The organism is Pseudonocardia sp. 2-7, assembly GCF_056341085.1.
Genome location: NZ_CP094507.1, coordinates 845,038 through 859,987 on the forward strand (window position 1 = coordinate 845,038; position 14,950 = coordinate 859,987).

Below are 14,950 nucleotides of genomic sequence, written 5' to 3' on the forward strand. Positions count from 1 at the left end.
GGGCCGCGTCCTCCTGGCCGCACACACACGTGGCGTAGATCTGCAGCGGGACGACGACGCGGTGCCCGGCCCACTCGGCGACCTGCGTCGACGGCGCCGCCCGCGTCGAGCCGTGCCCTGCCCGCACCGCTCCGCCGAACACCGCCGCCAGGACCAGCGGTGGGCGGGAGTGTGTCCGACAGGTCGGAGGTGTCGCTCCACCGCTCTCCCGGTGACGCAGGCCGGCGCCTTCCCGACCCCCGGGCGGAAGTGTCACCGACCTGGACGACAACTCGGCACGACGGAGAGCGAGGAATCTGTTCCAGGCCGACCTGGCGGCGCCGGGAGTCCGATGGCGGATCTGAGCCGGCGAGCCGGTCGGCCCGGCGGACCGACTGTCCGTGGCGCCGGCCGCAGGGGTGGTGCCTGCGGTGTCGCCACGGCTTCGCCGTCGATGATTCCCCGGCCCCGTGCCGGTCTCCCTCGTTGTCCAGGTCGGCCGACCCGTGGACATCCGTCCGACAAGGAGAACCCGATGAGCGATCCCGTCGCCTCCCAGGCCCTCGACCACACGTTCACCGCCACGCTCGAGAAGAGCGACGCACCGGGCGGGTGGGTCTACCTGCGCACCGACTGGTCGGCCGAGTTCTTCGGCACCCGCGGACCGGTCAAGGTCCGGGGCACGATCGACGGCCACCCGTTCCGGAGTTCCTTCATGGCGCTCGGCGACGGGACGCACAAGCTGCCCGTGACCGCTGCGGTGCGGACGACGATCGGCAAGCAGACCGGGGACACCGTCACCGTCCATCTCGACGAGCGCCTGGGCCGTCACTGAGCTCCGTCCTCGCCACGCTCGGTGCGGTGGTCGCGGCGTTCGTGCTCGGCAGCGTCCCCCACGCCGTACCCAGGTCCCGGCCGGCGGGCCTCCTCCCGGCCGGCGCCGGGCCCTGCCGCTCGGCGGGCGCGACCGTGGTCGTGGAGCTGGTCCGCGACCTCGTTCTCGCCGTCGTTCCCGGCGTGTTCGTCGCGATCGGCTTCCGAGCGCCCGGCAGGGTCACGGGCTCCACCCTCATCCGGGCGGATCCGCGTGGAAGTGCACGGCGAAGGCGACGACGTCGTCGTGGGTGTTCTCGGGCAGCGACTCCATCGCCGCGGTGACGACGGCCTCCGGTCCGTCGTCGCGGACACCGTCGAGGAGCGCGACCAGAGCCCGGGTCGTCTCGTCGATGTCGGAACCGGGGCGCTCCACCAGTCCGTCGCTGTAGAGGAACAGCGTCGATCCCGGTTCCACGACCAGCTCGTGGTCGGTGCGCGCGAGCCCGTCGGTGATCGCGAAACCGAACAGGGCGTCGTGGTCGGCCAGGAGCTCGGTCCGGCCGTCGGGCCGCAGCAGGAGGGGAGCGGGGTGCCCCGCGTTGGTCCAGCGCACCACCCACGGGGCGCCCGGCGGGCGGTGCATGTGGGCCACCACCGCGGTGCCCGCGGCGCCCGGGCCGATCCCCCGGTTGGCGGCTTCGAAGGTGCCGAAGACCGCCGTCGGAGGCCCCGCCGAGTGGTCCCACGCCGCTTGGCGCAGCATCCACCGGACCTGCCCCATGAGCGTGACCGCCGGGAGGTCGTGCCCGATCACATCACCGACCGAGACGGCCACCGCCTGACCGTCCCGGTCGCGGGCACCGCGAAGCGCGATCGCGTCGTACCAGTCGCCCCCCACGTTCAGGCGCGAGTCCGCGGGCCGGTAGCGGGCGGCCATCGACAACCCGTCGATGGTGGGCAGGACGGTCAGCATGGCCGCCTGCAGCTCGCGGACGACCTGTTGCTGCCACTGCTCGACCAGGTCGCGGCGCCCGGCCTCGATACCGGCGTCGTACCGGGCCAGCCGCAGCCGGAGCTCGGCCGAACAGGAGCGGGCGATGTCGTGCAGCGTGGCGAGGTCGTCGTCGGACCAGTCGCGCGGTCGCCCGTCGATCGCGCACAGCGAGCCGAGGACCCTGCCCCGCTCGTCGGTCAGGGGGACACCCGCATAGGCGACGACGCCGAGATCCGGGATCGCGAGGTTGTCCCACACGAGCGGATGCGCGCGGGCGTCGCGGATCACCAACGGCTGCGCCGACGCGACGACGTGCTGGCAGAACGAATGCGTCAGCGGCGTCGCCCGCTCGGCGGCAGCAGGCTCCGGCAGGCCGACCATCCCCGGGAAGACCTGTCGGTCGACCTGGACCAGCGACACCAGCGTCGTCGGCACACCGAGCGCGCGGCGCACCCATTCCGCGATGCGGTCCATCTCGGGGTCGGCCGCCGGACCGAGCCCGGTCCTGGCCAGTGCCAGCAGCCGCGCCCGGTCGCACACGGCCCGCTCGGCGTCCGGGTACCCGCCCGCCTGGGTCAGCCCGCCGACGACCGCCTCGCCCACAACCGCCTCCTGGCCCACGTGGTCGGCCGGTCCACGACCCGGCGGACCGACCCCCGCCCGCGAGATCGGTGCGGGGCCCTCCGATGGCACAGCGTAGGACGGCCGGGTCCGTCACGCGCACGGTCTCCCGCTCCAGCCGCGACGACCGGTCCGGCGTCGACGGGGTGAGCAGCTCGTCGAGGACGCGGTGCTGCTCGGCCGGTCCGGCCACGACGGTGTCCACGATGCGCTCCCTTCCGGGCGTCGGCCCGTGCCGGACCGCGCCCCGCCTCGACGACGAACCGGCCCCGGACGACGCCGGCCGGCAGCCGTACCCCGCGTCGACCGACGCTTCTATGTCTGTCAAGACCTCAGGTAGGGATCATGGTTGCGGCGAGGGTTCTGTAGAGCTCACGGGTGATGTAGCGCTTGAGGCAGCGGCGGATCTCGCGGGGGGACTTGCCTTCGGCGGTGCGCCGCTCGACGTAGGCGCGGGTGCGCTCGCAGCAGCGCATCCTGGTGAGGGCGATGGTGTGGACGGCGCGGTTGAGCGCCCGGTCACCGCCGCGGTTGAGCCGGTGTCGCTTGGTGCGTCCGCTGCTGGCCTCGAGTGGGCTGGTGCCGGCGAGCGCGGCGAACGCGGCGTCGTTGCGGCACCGGCCGGGGTGGGAGAAGGACACGATCGCCTGGGCGGCGCTGACCGGGCCGACACCGCGGCGCTCGGTCAGCCCGGGGACGAGGTCATCGACGATGGCGTGGAGCTGGGCGCGGTTGGCGTTGAGCGCGCGGGCGCCCTCGCGGACCGCGACCGCGAGACGGCGCAGCTCACCGTGGCGCACGGCCTGGGCCCGGTCGGCATCTCGGGGGCTCCTGCGCCTGGCCAGCCCGGCCAGAACGGTGTCGGTGAGCCTGGCGCGGGCGGCGCGTCGGTCGGTGTCGTCACCGCCGAGCAGCAGCGCGCGGAGCCGGTTGGTCTGCGCGGTGTGGCTGCTGGTGAGGTCGTGGCGGGCGCCGAGCAGGATCCGCAGCGCCTCGCGATCGCCGTCGGCGCGCGGGGTCGGGAGCTGGTCGGCGTTGAGCTGTAGCGCGGTCAGCACCGCCAGGTGCGCGTCGATCGGGTCGGATTTGCCTTTGCCCCGGCGGGCTTTGCGGTTGGGCTGTTCGCACTCGATGACTGTCAGTCCGGCTGCGGCCACAGCGCGGGCCAGTCCGAGTCCGTAGCTGCGGGTTCCTTCGATCGACACGGCCAGTCGTGGGCCGGGCGAGTGGTCGACGATCCAGGCGAGCAGCTCGGCGTAGCCGGTGCTGTCGTTGCTGATCTGGCAGGTGGCGACCGGGGTCCCGGTCGGGAGGGCGATCTCCACCTCGTGGGTGTCGCGGTGGGTGTCGACACCGACGACGGCGTCGACCATTTCTGCCAGCATGGGCACCGGCTCGGTCCTTCCTGCAGGGAGCGGGTCACGGGTCGGCACCGGCCTGGGTGGAGTCACCGAGTGGCACATCTGTGACGGGTCACGCCGCAGGGCGGACAGGCTTCTGATCAGGCCAACCTGGTGGGCCAGGCCGGTGCCGGCAACCACAGCGGACACGTCGGCACGAAGGCACACCGAAGCGGCCAGATGAGTTCGGAGTCACGCTGGGTCACCGGCACCGATCCTGGTGGTCCTCCTCCCAGGAGCACCGATACGACACTCACAGATGAGTTCCGCCGCCCCCTGCGGTCCACCGTCGTGACGCGGTCCGCGTGTTCACCGAGGAGGCCCCATGCCCCGCACCCGGGTGCACAACCTGTTCATCTCGCTCGACGGCTACGCCGCGGGCGACCACGTGGCCCTCGACGCCCCGATCGGCGACGCCGGACGGCTCTTCGCCGGGTTCGACGGGCGGTTCATCCACGGGATCGGCGGGGTGGACGCCCCTGTCACCCTGGACCGCGCCCTGACCAGCACGTGGGCCCAGGGCGTCGGGGCCGAGATCATGGGGCGGCGCAAGTTCGGCCCGCAGACCGGCCCCTGGACCGACGACGGCTGGCAGGGCTGGTGGGACGACGAGCCCCCGTTCCACACCCCGGTGTTCGTCATGACCCACCACCCGCGGCCGCCGATCGAGTTCGCGAACGGGACGAGCTTCCACTTCGTCGACGGGTCGGCGCAGGAGGTGCTGACGGTCGCGCAGGAGGCGGCGGGCGACCTCGACGTGCGACTCGGTGGGGGACCCTCGACGATCCGGCAGTTCCTCGACGCCGACCTCGTCGACGTCATGCACGTGGTGATCCTGCCGATCGTGCTGGGGCGTGGGGTGTCCCCGTGGGAGGGACTGACCGGCGTCGAGGACCGGTTCACGGTCGAGTCGGTCGCCTCGCCGAGTGGGCGCATCCACCAGTTCTGGAACCGGAAGGTCTGACACCCGTGGGTTTCCTCAGCTACTCCATGAGCATGTCCCTCGACGGCTTCGTCGAGGACCCCGCCGGCAGCATCGCCTTCGGCGACCCCGACGAGGAGGTGCACCGCCTGTCCAACGACCAGACCCGGGCGACGTCGGTGTTCCTGTTCGGCCGCAACCTCTACGACGTCATGGAGGACTTCTGGACCGCCCCCGAGCGGGCCGACGGCCACCCGGTGGAGGCGGAGTTCGCGCAGCTCTACACCGCGATCCCCCGGGTGGTGTTCTCCGACTCGCTGACCTCCGTCGCGCCCGGGTGCCGGCTCGTCCGCCGCGCCGACGCCCTGGAGGAGGTGGCCCGGCTGAAGGAGGAGACCGACGGCGAGCTGGCCGTGGGCGGGCCCGGGCTGGCCGCGTCGCTGGTGGACCTGATCGACGAGTTCCGCCCGCGGGTGGTGCCGGTCGTCCTCGGCGGCGGGAAGCGGTACCTGCCGCTCGGCGCGGACCTGCGGCTGCGGCTGGTGGAGCAGCGCGTGTTCGACGGCGGGACCGTGCACCTGCGCTACCAGCGCGTCCGCTGACCCGGAGCATCGCGTGGTACGCCGACCTGCGCCGCCGCCGTCGCCCCGGACCGCACACCGGGACCGTCGACGGCGCCGGGCACCTCGTGCCCGTCGGGCGGCCGGAGGCGTTCGCCGAAGGACGCACCCGCCGGGACGCCCGCGGCGCGTGGGCGTCAGGCGTCGCCGACCGAGGAGATGGCATAGCGCCGCACGTCCGCGCCCAGGATCCGGGCCGCGGTGTCCCCGTCCGGCCCGGAGCCGCGGAACGCGAGCAGCTCCTCCTCCGACGCCCAGCGCTCGAAGACGTTCACCCGCGCCGGGTCCAGGGTGTCCGCGGTCAGGGCGAAGTCCAGACAGCCCGGCGCCGAGCGCGCGAGCGCGACCGCCCGCGTCCCCTCGGCGACGAGGGCGTCCCGGTCGGCAGGGTCGGTGAGCAGGTGGCCCGCGACGATCAGCATGCAGGAGAGACCGCAGCGCGGCCCCGGACTCATCGGTCGCGCAGCGCGTCGTCCAGCGCGGTGATCAGCGCGGCGACGCGGCTGCGCCCGGCCGCCGCGCGCGGGTAGCGGCACAGGACGTCGACCAGCTCCGGTGTCGCGCGCCGCCGGGCACGGTCGAGCTGCGCGTCGCCGCTGCGGGGGGCGTCACCGTCGGCCAGCTCGACGGCGTGCGCGGCGTGGGCGGCCGCGCGCAGGATGTGCCCGACCTGGGTGGCCTTCGCCAGTGGGTGCAGGTAGGCGGACGCGGCGGCGTCGGCGGCGGCCAGCGCGGCGTGCCTGCCGGCCGGGGTGTGGGCGTCCTTCGCCGCCCGCGCCGCGTCGACGGCGGTCACCCGCTGCAGCCGCGACCGCTTGGCGCCGTCGGCGAAGGCCCACGCCGCGGCGAGCGCCGCGCGGGGGCGGCCGTCGCCGGGCGCGTCGAACAGGGGGAGGGCCTCGGCGGCGCACTCCGCGGCGAACCGGGTCACGACCCGCAGGTCGGCCATGGTGAGGGTGACGTCCCCCGGTCCGATCCGTGCCATCGCCGCACCTTCCCGTACCGCGCGCACCTCCGCCAGGACGGGCTCGTGCCGACGACGGTGGAACCGGGCTGCGCATGACCGGCCGCCACCACGAGATCCACCTCGGCGACCCCGCCGGACGGCCCCGGAGAAGCTGCGCACGCCCTGCGCCGGCCCGTCACCGACGCGGTGATCACGGGCGCTCAGGCCGGGCGGTACCGGTAGCGCGCCAGGTAGAGGCAGTACCCGACGATCCCGGCGACCAGCAGCGCCAGCACCACCCAGAGCGGTCCGACCGGCAGCCGTGGCGGATCGGTGCGGGTGGCGTACACCGCCGTCACCGGGACCACGGTGAGCAGGAACAGGGTCGCGCCGAAGGTCCGGCCCATGTCCTCGGCGAGCATGCGACGCAGCCGCCCGATCCGCTGCGGCGCCGTCCAGTAGTCGCGGTGCGGCACCGACACCCGCGCCAGCGAGCCGGTCGCGACGAGGCGGTAGAGCCCGGCACCGGTCCCGGCGACGAGCAGCCCGAACAGCGTGCCGAGCGTCAGGAACCAGGCGCGGCTGCCGAACGCGGTCGGCGCGCCCGTGGGGTCGAAGTGCAGCGGCACCCCGTGCTCGGGGAGCTCACCGGCCGCCCACACCAGGGCGAACGCGTAGAACACCGAACCGGCGAGGAGCGGGAACCAGGGGCGCACCGCCCGGATCATTCCGGGTCGCCGGCCGGTCCGCGCGCCGTGGCGGGGGCGAGCCGGTCGAGCATCGCGGTCAGGGTCCGCCGGGCGCGGTCGACGGGGGCGCCGTGCAGCGCGACCTCCGCGCTGAGCCCCCCGGTCAGGGCGAGCAGGGCGTGCGCGTCGGTGTCGGGGTCGGCCGATCCGGCGTCGGCGACGACCCGGACGGCGAGGGCGCGGATCTCGTCGTCGCCGTCGGTGAGGATCGCCCGCGCGCGCTCGTCGACCTCGCGGGTGGCGAAGGCGGCGTGGATGCGCAGCGCGTCGCGGGTCCGCGGGTGCTCGCCGAGCAGCTCGTCGAGGATCGTCGCGAGGACGGTCCGGTCGCCGCCGCCCACTGCCCGGGCCCTGGCCTCGATCCGCTCCTCCATTCGCCGGTGCGACCGGTCCAGGGCGTGCAGCAGCAGTGCGTCCTTGCTGGCGAAGTAGTGCTGGACGCGGCCCATCGAGATGCCGGCCTCGGCTGCGACCGAGCGCAGCGAGACCGCCTCGGTGCCCGACCGTGCGACGAGCGCGAGCACGGCGTCGGCGATCTCGGAGCGTCGGGTGTCGTGGTCGACGGAGCGGGGCACGACGCCACCGTAGCAATGCGGTCGCATTGACAACTCGCGCCGCACTCTGTTGCAATGCGAGTGCATTGCAATCTGGGGAGGGCATGTGAAGACGGCACAGAACGTCGCCGGGTTCCTCGGGGTGGTCCTCGGCGTGATCCCGCTGCTGCAGTACCTGGTCACCGGCCGGATCGGCCTGTGGTCCTTCGTGGTCGGCGACGCGCCGCCGCTGCCGTGGGCCTACCCCGCGGTCCTGCTCGTGGTCACCGCGGTCGTGGTCGTGGTGGCCGACCGGCGGGAGAAGGCGGGCTGACCCGGTCAGTCCTGCCGCGGCGAGCCGTAGCGCAGCAGGTTGTTGTCCGGGTCGTGGTGCGCGCCCTCGCGCAGCCCGTAGGAGGTGTCGACCGGCGCCACCTCGCGGCCGCCGGGCACGGCGGACCAGCGGGTGTGGAGCGCGTCCGCGTCGTCGACGTGCAGGTAGGCGCAACCCGCGGTGCGGGCCGGGTCGTGGTCGGGCAGCACCGAGACGTGCAGCTCGACGCCGCCGAGGACGGCGAAGCCGTAACCGTCGTCGTAGCGCTCGACGGTGAACCCGAGCGCCCGGTAGTGGTCCAGCCACCGGTCGAGATCGGTGGTGGCGAAGACCGGGGCGACCGAGCGCAGCGTGGACACCGAGGCAGTCTGCCCGCATGCTCGCCGCCGTGACCAGACGCCACGACGAGCTGAACCGGGCACTCGTGCACGGGATGCGTCCGGTCGTCGTCGAGCTCGCCGAGCCCGACCCGGCCTGGCCCGCCGCCTTCGACGCGGCGGCGGCCCGGCTGCGTGCGGCGCTGGGGGAGCGGGCCCACCGGATCGAGCACATCGGATCCACCGCGGTGCCGGGGCTCGCGGCGAAGCCGGTGATCGACGTCGTCGTGGCGCTCGACGATCCCGACGACGAGGCGGCCTACCTGTCCGACCTGCTCGCCGACGGCTACGACCTGCGGGTCCGCGAGCCCGGGCACCGCTGCCTGCGCGGCGCCGTCGGCCGGGCCGGCGGCCCGCCCCGGCCCTGACCCGCCGGATCAGCCGCCGGGACGCTCCGCCCGCTCGGCGAGCATCCGCTCGGTCGCCGCCCGGACCTCGTCGACACCGATCTCCTCGACGCCGTCGGCGGTCACCGTGATCAGGTTCGGGAAGATCGCCCGGGTGAGGTCGGGGCCCGCGGTGGCGGTGTCGTCGTCGGCGGCGTCCCACAGCGCGTTGACCGCGAGCGCGATCGCGCCGGCCCGGTCGACGCCCGGATCGTGCCGCTTCTTCAGCGACGCCTCGGCGAACTGCGAGCCGGACCCGATGCCGACGTAGCCGGACCGGGCGCGCTTGATGCTGCCGGTCGGGTCGTAGGTGACGATGCGGACCGGGTCGGGGTCGGTCGGGTCGTAGCCGACGAACAGCGGCAGCGCGACGAAGCCCTGCATCGCCGCGCCCAGGTTCTCCCGCACGATGCTCGACAGCCTGCGGACCTTGCCGTCCTGGCTGATCGGCGCGCCCTCGACCTTCTCGTACTGCTCCACCTCGGCCGCGAACATCGTCAGCATCTGCAGCGCGTGCCCGACCGACCCGGCGAACCCGGCGGCGGAGGTGTCGTCGATGCCGACGACCTTCACCAGGTCCTTCTGGGCGATGAGGTTGCCGGAGGTGGCGCGCCGGTCACCGGCGAGCAGCACGCCGTCGGCCCAGGTCAGGGCGATGATCGTGGTGCCGTGCGGGACGTCCAGGTCGGCGGGGACCCGCTGGGCCGGGTCGCGCGGGAGGTGCGAGGGCAGCAGCTCCGGGGCGTGGGCACGCAGCTGCTCGAGGAACGAGGGTCCGGTCATGAGGGGGAGCGGGCTCCTTCGCACTGCGGGGCGGGGACGGGTCCGATCCTTCCCGTCCGCGGCGCCCCGGTCCACCCGCGGTGCCATGGCACACTCAGGGCGGTGAGCGCACGGAGCCGGGCCGAGTCCTTCTGCACACGCCACGGGCTGCGGGTGCCCGTCCTGGAGGCCCCGATGGCCGGGGCCTGCCCACCGGAGCTGGCGGCCGCGGTGGCCGCGGCGGGCGGCATGGGTGCCGCGGGCGTCGTGAACGACACCCCGGAGGCGATCGCCGACTGGGCCGCCCGCTTCCGCGCGCTCGCCGGGACCGCGCCGTTCCAGCTCAACCTGTGGATCCCCGACCCGCCCGCCGACGACGACGTGGGCCTGCAGACCGCCTACCTCGACACCCTGGGCGGCACACCCGCACCGGCCGGCGGCCCCGGACCGTCGTTCTCCGACCAGCTCGCCGCCGTCCTGGCCGCCCGGCCCGCGGTCGTCTCGACCATCATGGGCCTGTTCACGGCCGAGCAGGTCGCCGCGGTGCACGGTGCGGGCTGCGCCTGGTTCGCGACGGTCACGACCCGCGCCGAGGCCCTCGCGGCGGAGCGGGCGGGGGCGGACGCCGTCGTCGTGCAGGGCATGGAGGCCGGCGGGCACCGCGGGACCACCGACCCCGCCGACGCCGAGGCCGTCTCGGTCGGGCTGCTCGCGCTCGTCCCGTGGGTGGCCGACGCCGTCGGTGTCCCGGTGGTCGCCGCCGGCGCGATCGGCGACGGCCGGGCCCTGGCCGCCGCGCTCACCCTCGGCGCGAGCGCGGTGCAGGTGGGGACGGCGCTGCTGCGCAGCCCCGAGGCGGGGATCGACGACGGCTGGTCCGCCCGGCTCGACGGCCTCGACCCCACCGGCACGACGACCACCCGTGCCTACACCGGCCGGCTGGCCCGCGGCATCGCCACCGACTACGTCCGCGCCTGGACCGTGCCGGGCGCCCCGGCCCCGGCGCCCTACCCCCATCAGCGACGCCTGGTGGCCCGCTACCGCGCGGGCGAGCCGGGCGCGGTCGACCGGGTCAACCACTGGGCCGGGCAGGCCGCCGGACGTGCGACGACCGACCCGGCGTCCGAGGTCGTCGCCCGGCTGTGGCGCGAGGCGGACCCGCTGCTGCCGTGATCCCGGCTCAGTCGCGGAAGGGGTCGACCATGTCGTCGAACTCGCCCTTCTTGGCGCCGTCGACGAACGCGGAGATCTCGGCCGGGGTGTAGACGAGCACCGGGCCCTCGGGGTCGCGGGCGTTGCGGACCGCGACCTGGCCGTCGTCCAGGACGGCGAACTCCACGTTCTGCCCGTCGGCGGTCCCGCCGGCCGGGCGGCGCCACGTCACGGGGCCGAGATCCGCTGCGCGCGTGCCGTTCGGGTGGGACATGGGGACCTCCGGATGTGTCCGCTGCGTCCGTTTGACTGCGGAGAGTGTCGAAAGACTGTGCAAGCGATCTTGCATCCGCACGTGTCATCCGTGACGATGGAACCACCGACACGCTGAGGGGGCCCGTGAATGCGCCGGTCGACGCACGGATCTGCCGTCGGGTGGATGTCGTCGTGACCGCCGGACGGACGAACGAGGCCGGCGGACCCGATGTCCTCACGGTGACGTCCGTTCTCGACGGTCGTGCACACAAGGTGACCGACGCGGAACTCTGCGCACCGCACTCGATGCGGACCGGCCGGTACGCGGCCCTGTGCGGCCACCTGGTGTCCCCGGCCCCGCTGATCGACGTCGCCGGGACCCCGTGCGGCCGCTGCGTGCAGCTGGACCCGACGCCACCGGCGGAGGAGACGTCGCGGCGCCCCGCCCGCCGGCGCGGCTGGGGCCTGCGCCGGGTCCTGCCGGCCTGAGTCCTCCGGTACCGGAGCGGGACCCGTCAGCGGGCGAGCCGCTCCGGGTCGGTCTGCTCGTGGCGGCGCAGCGGTCCCCGGGTACGCCGCTCCAGGTAGCGGCGGCCCGAGCGGGTCAGCTTGCTGAGGGTGTTGGGGCCGCGGCGGCGCTCGACGGCGTCGCCGATCTTGCCCAGGAGCCAGGCCAGCAGCGGTGCACCGACCGCCAGGAGCAGCCATACGCGCAGGTGCCGGGAGAGCAGGGCCCACATGTCCGGACCGTCCTTTCACTGGGGGCGACGGAGGTGTCGTCGTCGGAGGCGCCGACAGTAGTGCGGCCCGCCCGGGTGCGCCCGCTGCGAGGTGACGGCCCGTGACCGACCCGCCACGGGATCGTTGTACGACGCGAGGGTGGGTCCGGCTGCCCCCGGCCGGTCGCCCGCTTCTGCGAGGAGGTACGCCCGTGTTCGCTCCGGGTTCCGGCAGCGTGGTGGTCGTCGCCGTCGCGCTGCTCGTCGTCGTCGCCGCCCTGGCCAGTCCCGCGGGTCGCCGTGCCGCGGTGGCCGCGCTCGGCTCGGTCGGACGCTGGCCCGCGCTGATCCGCGCCGAGATGCGGGGTGACGCGCCGCTGTCCGACGGGCGTGCCGACACCGCCGACACCGCCGACGACCGTCGCGTCGACACCACGCCCGAGATGCCGGCGGTGCGTGCCGAACCGCTGCCGCCGACGTCGACGTTCCCGCAGGTGAGACACCCGGGACGGTGATCGTCGCCCGTTGTGGGAGACGGGACTGACGCCGGAGGCCCCGGACGCGGTAAATTTTCTTTTACCAGCGGGAACCCCCGGCGCTCCCTCGGCGTTGCACACGTGTGAGGGCCTGCCAGAGGTGGGCCCCGCACACGTCCGTCGAGGAGGATCCAGGTGCGCTCCACGAGCAACCCGGCGTTCCGCAACCTGCCCACACAGCAGCAGGGCGGCTACGCCACGTTCGACCGCTCGGGTGGCGGCATGATGGGCGGGGGCGCCGCGATGGCCGGCTCCCAGTCGTCCTACGTCGACCCGACCCAGGCCACCCAGGACACGGGCCGGCCGATCACGGTCGACGACGTCGTCCAGAAGACCGCCATCAGCGGCGGACTCGCGCTCGTCGCGGGCTTCCTGACCGCCATGTCGGGGCTCTACATCCTGGCGCTGCCCGCGTTCGTCGTCGGGCTCGTCGTCTCCCTGATCGTCATCTTCAAGCAGAAGCCCAGCGCCCCGCTGACGCTGACCTACTCGATCGCGATGGGCGTCGCCCTCGGCGGCATCACCGGGCCGATCAACCAGCTCTACCCGGGCATCGCCTTCCAGGCGCTCATCGGCACCGCCGGTGTGTTCTTCGGGATGCTGGTCGTCTACAAGACCGGTGCCGTCCGGGTCACCCCGCGGTTCACCAAGTGGATGATGGGCGCGCTGATCGGCGTCGTCGTCCTCATGCTGGCGAACCTGGTCGCGAGCTTCTTCATGGAGGGCGGCTTCGGCCTCCGTGACGGCGGCCCGCTGGCCATCCTGTTCTCGGTCGTCGTGATCGGTGTGGCGGCGTTCAGCCTGCTGCTCGACTTCGACGCCGCGGACAACGCGGTGAAGGCCGGCGTCCCGGCGAAGTACTCCTGGTACATCGCGTTCGGTCTGATGACCACGCTGGTCTGGCTCTACATCGAGATCCTGCGCCTGCTGAGCTACCTGCGCCAGGACTGACCGGTCACCCACGACCCGGCCCGTGAGGGCCGGGTGCGGCCGGAATCGCCCCCTCCGGTCGCGCGCGCCGCGGACACCCCCGGGTGTCCGCGGCGTCGTCGTGTCCGGGGGTGGCCGGGCGGGATCGGGGGTCGTAGCGTCGGTGTCGTGCCCGGGAACGACCCGGTCGTCACCGGGATCGCCATCCTCCTGGGGATCGCGTTCGGGCCCGCGGTGCTGGTGGGGCTGCTGGTGCGCCTGCCCCGCCTGGTGCGCTGGGTCGCCGCGCGGCACCGCCGCTCGGCTCCGCCGCGTCCGATCGGGCCGCCGCTGGAACGGCTCGTCGCCGACCTGCGCCGCCTGGACCGGCTGCGCCGCGGGCCGCAGCCGGCCACCCGGGTCCGGCGCCTGGCGCTGCTGGCCGCCTACGACGACGTCCTGCTCGACGTCTGCCGGGCCGTCGGCGTCGAGGACCCGCCGCTGCGCGCCCACGTCGAGGCGGGCGGGACCCAGGGCGCGCTCGACGCCGACCGGGAGCTCGCCCGGCTGCGGACCGAGGCCGAGATCGAGGCCACCGGCGTGCGCATCGACCCGCCCGGCCACGCCGCCTGACCCCGTGACGCCGACGGGCCGGCCCGCGCGAGGCGGACCGGCCCGTTCGTGGGACGCCGTGGGGTCAGGCGAGGTTCTCGATCACCAGCGCCATACCCTGGCCGCCGCCGACGCACATCGTCTCGAGCCCGTAGCGGCCGCCGGTGCTGCGCAGGCCGTTCATCAGGGTCGTCGTGATGCGGGCGCCGGTCATGCCGAACGGGTGGCCCAGCGCGATCGCGCCGCCGTGCACGTTCAGCTTGGCCTCGTCGATGCCCAGGTCGCGGGCGCTGGGCAGCACCTGCGCGGCGAAGGCCTCGTTGATCTCGACCAGGTCGATGTCGTCGATGGTGAGCCCGGCGCGGCGCAGCGCCTGCTGGGAGGCCTCGACCGGGCCGTAGCCCATGATCTCCGGCGACAGCCCGGTGACACCGGTCGAGACGACCCGGGCCAGCGGCGTGACGCCGAGCTGCTCGGCCTTCGTGTCGGACATGATCACCAGGGCGGCGGCGCCGTCGTTGAGCGGGCACGCGTTGCCGGCGGTGATCCGGCCGTCCGGGCGGAAGACCGGCTTGAGCTGTGAGATCTTGTCGTAGGTGGTGCCGGGGCGGGGGCCGTCGTCGGTGTCGACGACCGTGCCGTCGGGCAGCGTCACCGGGGTGATCTCGCGCGCGAAGAAGCCGTCGGCGATGGCCTTCTCCGCACGGTTCTGCGACTGCACCGCGAAGCGGTCCATGTCCTCGCGGGACACGTCCTTGTACCGCGCCAGGTTCTCCGCGGTCTGTCCCATGGAGATGTAGGCGTCCGGCAGGAGGCTCTGGTCGCGCGGGTCGGTCCAGCTCTCGGCGCCCTTCTCCGCGGTCTCGGCGGTGCGGGCCTCGGCGTCGGCGAACAGCGGGTTGTGCGTGTCCGGCCAGGAGTCCGACGTGCCGCGGGAGAAGCGGGAGACGGTCTCGACACCGGCGGAGACGAACACGTCGCCCTCACCGGCCTTGATCGCGTGCAGCGCCATCCGGGTCGTCTGCAGCGACGACGAGCAGTACCGGGTGATGGTGGTGCCGGGCAGCGAGTCGTAGCCGAGCTGGATCGCGACGATCCGGGCCAGGTTGTTGCCCTGCTCCCCACCGGGCAGGCCGCAGCCGAGCATCAGGTCGTCGATCTCGGCCGGGTCCAGCTGCGGGACCTGGCCCAGGGCGGCGCGGACCATCTGCACGGTCAGGTCGTCCGGGCGCATCCCGGCCAGGGAGCCCTTGTTGGCGCGGCCGATCGGGGACCGGGCCGCGGCGACGATCACGGCTTCGGGCATGGGACGTCCTCCTCCATCGCAG

General features: G+C 74.1%; 21 protein-coding genes. 10 read left to right on the plus strand and 11 right to left on the minus strand.

Annotated features, from left to right (window positions below; translation table 11 throughout):
- Positions 1–514: 514 nt before the first annotated feature.
- Complete coding sequence (locus tag MTO91_RS04300; RefSeq protein WP_346108009.1) at positions 515–814, plus strand: DUF1905 domain-containing protein; 300 nt, start codon at positions 515–517, stop codon at positions 812–814.
- A gap of 234 nt (positions 815–1,048) precedes the next feature.
- Here MTO91_RS04300 and MTO91_RS04305 read toward each other — a convergent pair whose 3' ends face one another.
- Together MTO91_RS04305 and MTO91_RS04310 are read right to left on the minus strand one after the other, a co-directional pair.
- Positions 1,049–2,392, minus strand: a complete 1,344-nt coding sequence (locus MTO91_RS04305) for a PP2C family protein-serine/threonine phosphatase (RefSeq protein WP_405419323.1) — start codon at positions 2,390–2,392, stop codon at positions 1,049–1,051.
- 350 nt (positions 2,393–2,742) lie between these two features.
- Positions 2,743–3,795: an IS110 family RNA-guided transposase gene (locus tag MTO91_RS04310; protein WP_345647661.1), complete on the minus strand. Its 1,053-nt coding sequence runs from the start codon at positions 3,793–3,795 to the stop codon at positions 2,743–2,745.
- A 340-nt stretch (positions 3,796–4,135) separates the two neighbouring features.
- Here MTO91_RS04310 and MTO91_RS04315 point away from each other — a divergent pair, with 340 nt between their 5' ends.
- Positions 4,136–4,774: a dihydrofolate reductase family protein gene (locus MTO91_RS04315; RefSeq protein ID WP_251785840.1), complete on the plus strand. Its 639-nt coding sequence runs from the start codon at positions 4,136–4,138 to the stop codon at positions 4,772–4,774.
- A 5-nt stretch (positions 4,775–4,779) separates the two neighbouring features.
- Positions 4,780–5,334, plus strand: coding sequence for a dihydrofolate reductase family protein (locus tag MTO91_RS04320; RefSeq protein ID WP_251785838.1), 555 nt, complete (start codon positions 4,780–4,782; stop codon positions 5,332–5,334).
- A gap of 155 nt (positions 5,335–5,489) precedes the next feature.
- Here the strand turns inward: MTO91_RS04320 and MTO91_RS04325 are convergent, their stop codons facing one another.
- From MTO91_RS04325 to MTO91_RS04340, 4 genes are all read right to left on the minus strand, one after another.
- The gene (locus tag MTO91_RS04325) at positions 5,490–5,774 is read right to left on the minus strand and encodes a putative quinol monooxygenase (protein ID WP_208818807.1); all 285 of its coding nucleotides are present in this window, start codon (positions 5,772–5,774) and stop codon (positions 5,490–5,492) included.
- Positions 5,775–5,803: 29 nt separating this feature from the next.
- Positions 5,804–6,337, minus strand: a complete 534-nt coding sequence (locus MTO91_RS04330) for a putative immunity protein (protein WP_476653854.1) — start codon at positions 6,335–6,337, stop codon at positions 5,804–5,806.
- A gap of 182 nt (positions 6,338–6,519) precedes the next feature.
- Positions 6,520–7,014 (minus strand): hypothetical protein, encoded by a 495-nt coding sequence (locus MTO91_RS04335; protein WP_405419318.1) that lies wholly within the window; start codon positions 7,012–7,014, stop codon positions 6,520–6,522.
- Positions 7,015–7,022: 8 nt separating this feature from the next.
- Positions 7,023–7,622: a TetR/AcrR family transcriptional regulator gene (locus tag MTO91_RS04340; RefSeq protein WP_405419316.1), complete on the minus strand. Its 600-nt coding sequence runs from the start codon at positions 7,620–7,622 to the stop codon at positions 7,023–7,025.
- An 85-nt stretch (positions 7,623–7,707) separates the two neighbouring features.
- On the opposite strand from MTO91_RS04340, the gene MTO91_RS04345 reads away from it, so the two are divergent.
- Positions 7,708–7,914 carry a hypothetical protein gene (locus MTO91_RS04345; RefSeq protein WP_208818810.1) on the plus strand — a complete coding sequence of 69 codons (207 nt, stop codon included), beginning with the start codon at positions 7,708–7,710 and terminating at the stop codon, positions 7,912–7,914.
- Positions 7,915–7,919: 5 nt separating this feature from the next.
- On the opposite strand, the gene MTO91_RS04350 is transcribed toward MTO91_RS04345, so the two are convergent.
- Entirely contained in the window at positions 7,920–8,273 is a 354-nt protein-coding gene (locus MTO91_RS04350) for a bleomycin resistance protein (RefSeq protein WP_224403517.1), read from the minus strand.
- Positions 8,274–8,302: 29 nt separating this feature from the next.
- On the opposite strand from MTO91_RS04350, the gene MTO91_RS04355 reads away from it, so the two are divergent.
- Positions 8,303–8,659 carry a GrpB family protein gene (locus MTO91_RS04355; RefSeq protein ID WP_476653855.1) on the plus strand — a complete coding sequence of 119 codons (357 nt, stop codon included), beginning with the start codon at positions 8,303–8,305 and terminating at the stop codon, positions 8,657–8,659.
- A gap of 9 nt (positions 8,660–8,668) precedes the next feature.
- On the opposite strand, the gene prcB is transcribed toward MTO91_RS04355, so the two are convergent.
- Positions 8,669–9,460, minus strand: coding sequence for a proteasome subunit beta (gene prcB / locus MTO91_RS04360; RefSeq protein ID WP_100879642.1), 792 nt, complete (start codon positions 9,458–9,460; stop codon positions 8,669–8,671).
- Between the two features lie 102 nt (positions 9,461–9,562).
- On the opposite strand from prcB, the gene MTO91_RS04365 reads away from it, so the two are divergent.
- Entirely contained in the window at positions 9,563–10,612 is a 1,050-nt protein-coding gene (locus MTO91_RS04365; protein ID WP_476653856.1) for an NAD(P)H-dependent flavin oxidoreductase, read from the plus strand.
- A gap of 7 nt (positions 10,613–10,619) precedes the next feature.
- Here the strand turns inward: MTO91_RS04365 and MTO91_RS04370 are convergent, their stop codons facing one another.
- Positions 10,620–10,865 carry a DUF397 domain-containing protein gene (locus tag MTO91_RS04370; protein WP_062400334.1) on the minus strand — a complete coding sequence of 82 codons (246 nt, stop codon included), beginning with the start codon at positions 10,863–10,865 and terminating at the stop codon, positions 10,620–10,622.
- A 254-nt stretch (positions 10,866–11,119) separates the two neighbouring features.
- Between MTO91_RS04370 and MTO91_RS04375 the strand changes: the two genes are divergently transcribed.
- On the plus strand, positions 11,120–11,335 hold the full coding sequence (locus tag MTO91_RS04375) for a hypothetical protein (RefSeq protein ID WP_251785817.1): 216 nt from the start codon (positions 11,120–11,122) through the stop codon (positions 11,333–11,335).
- A gap of 26 nt (positions 11,336–11,361) precedes the next feature.
- Here the strand turns inward: MTO91_RS04375 and MTO91_RS04380 are convergent, their stop codons facing one another.
- On the minus strand, positions 11,362–11,586 hold the full coding sequence (locus MTO91_RS04380; protein ID WP_062400338.1) for a hypothetical protein: 225 nt from the start codon (positions 11,584–11,586) through the stop codon (positions 11,362–11,364).
- A gap of 191 nt (positions 11,587–11,777) precedes the next feature.
- On the opposite strand from MTO91_RS04380, the gene MTO91_RS04385 reads away from it, so the two are divergent.
- From MTO91_RS04385 to MTO91_RS04395, 3 genes are all read left to right on the plus strand, one after another.
- Complete coding sequence (locus MTO91_RS04385) at positions 11,778–12,080, plus strand: hypothetical protein (RefSeq protein WP_476653857.1); 303 nt, start codon at positions 11,778–11,780, stop codon at positions 12,078–12,080.
- A gap of 156 nt (positions 12,081–12,236) precedes the next feature.
- The gene (locus MTO91_RS04390; RefSeq protein WP_224403511.1) at positions 12,237–13,052 is read left to right on the plus strand and encodes a Bax inhibitor-1/YccA family protein; all 816 of its coding nucleotides are present in this window, start codon (positions 12,237–12,239) and stop codon (positions 13,050–13,052) included.
- Between the two features lie 147 nt (positions 13,053–13,199).
- Positions 13,200–13,643, plus strand: coding sequence for a hypothetical protein (locus tag MTO91_RS04395; protein ID WP_476653858.1), 444 nt, complete (start codon positions 13,200–13,202; stop codon positions 13,641–13,643).
- Between the two features lie 64 nt (positions 13,644–13,707).
- Here the strand turns inward: MTO91_RS04395 and MTO91_RS04400 are convergent, their stop codons facing one another.
- Complete coding sequence (locus MTO91_RS04400) at positions 13,708–14,928, minus strand: acetyl-CoA C-acetyltransferase (RefSeq protein ID WP_476653859.1); 1,221 nt, start codon at positions 14,926–14,928, stop codon at positions 13,708–13,710.
- Positions 14,929–14,950: the final 22 nt, after the last annotated feature.

Excerpts from the sequence above, each read along its gene's own strand:
- MTO91_RS04300 (WP_346108009.1), top strand. The coding sequence starts at position 515 with ATGAGCGATCCCGTCGCCTCCCAGGCCCTCGACCACACGTTCACCGCC.
- MTO91_RS04310 (WP_345647661.1), bottom strand. The coding sequence starts at position 3,795 with ATGCTGGCAGAAATGGTCGACGCCGTCGTCGGTGTCGACACCCACCGC.
- MTO91_RS04315 (WP_251785840.1), top strand. The coding sequence starts at position 4,136 with ATGCCCCGCACCCGGGTGCACAACCTGTTCATCTCGCTCGACGGCTAC.
- MTO91_RS04325 (WP_208818807.1), bottom strand. The coding sequence starts at position 5,774 with ATGCTGATCGTCGCGGGCCACCTGCTCACCGACCCTGCCGACCGGGAC.
- MTO91_RS04330 (WP_476653854.1), bottom strand. The coding sequence starts at position 6,337 with ATGGCACGGATCGGACCGGGGGACGTCACCCTCACCATGGCCGACCTG.
- prcB (WP_100879642.1), bottom strand. The coding sequence starts at position 9,460 with ATGACCGGACCCTCGTTCCTCGAGCAGCTGCGTGCCCACGCCCCGGAG.
- MTO91_RS04370 (WP_062400334.1), bottom strand. The coding sequence starts at position 10,865 with ATGTCCCACCCGAACGGCACGCGCGCAGCGGATCTCGGCCCCGTGACG.
- MTO91_RS04380 (WP_062400338.1), bottom strand. The coding sequence starts at position 11,586 with ATGTGGGCCCTGCTCTCCCGGCACCTGCGCGTATGGCTGCTCCTGGCG.
- MTO91_RS04400 (WP_476653859.1), bottom strand. The coding sequence starts at position 14,928 with ATGCCCGAAGCCGTGATCGTCGCCGCGGCCCGGTCCCCGATCGGCCGC.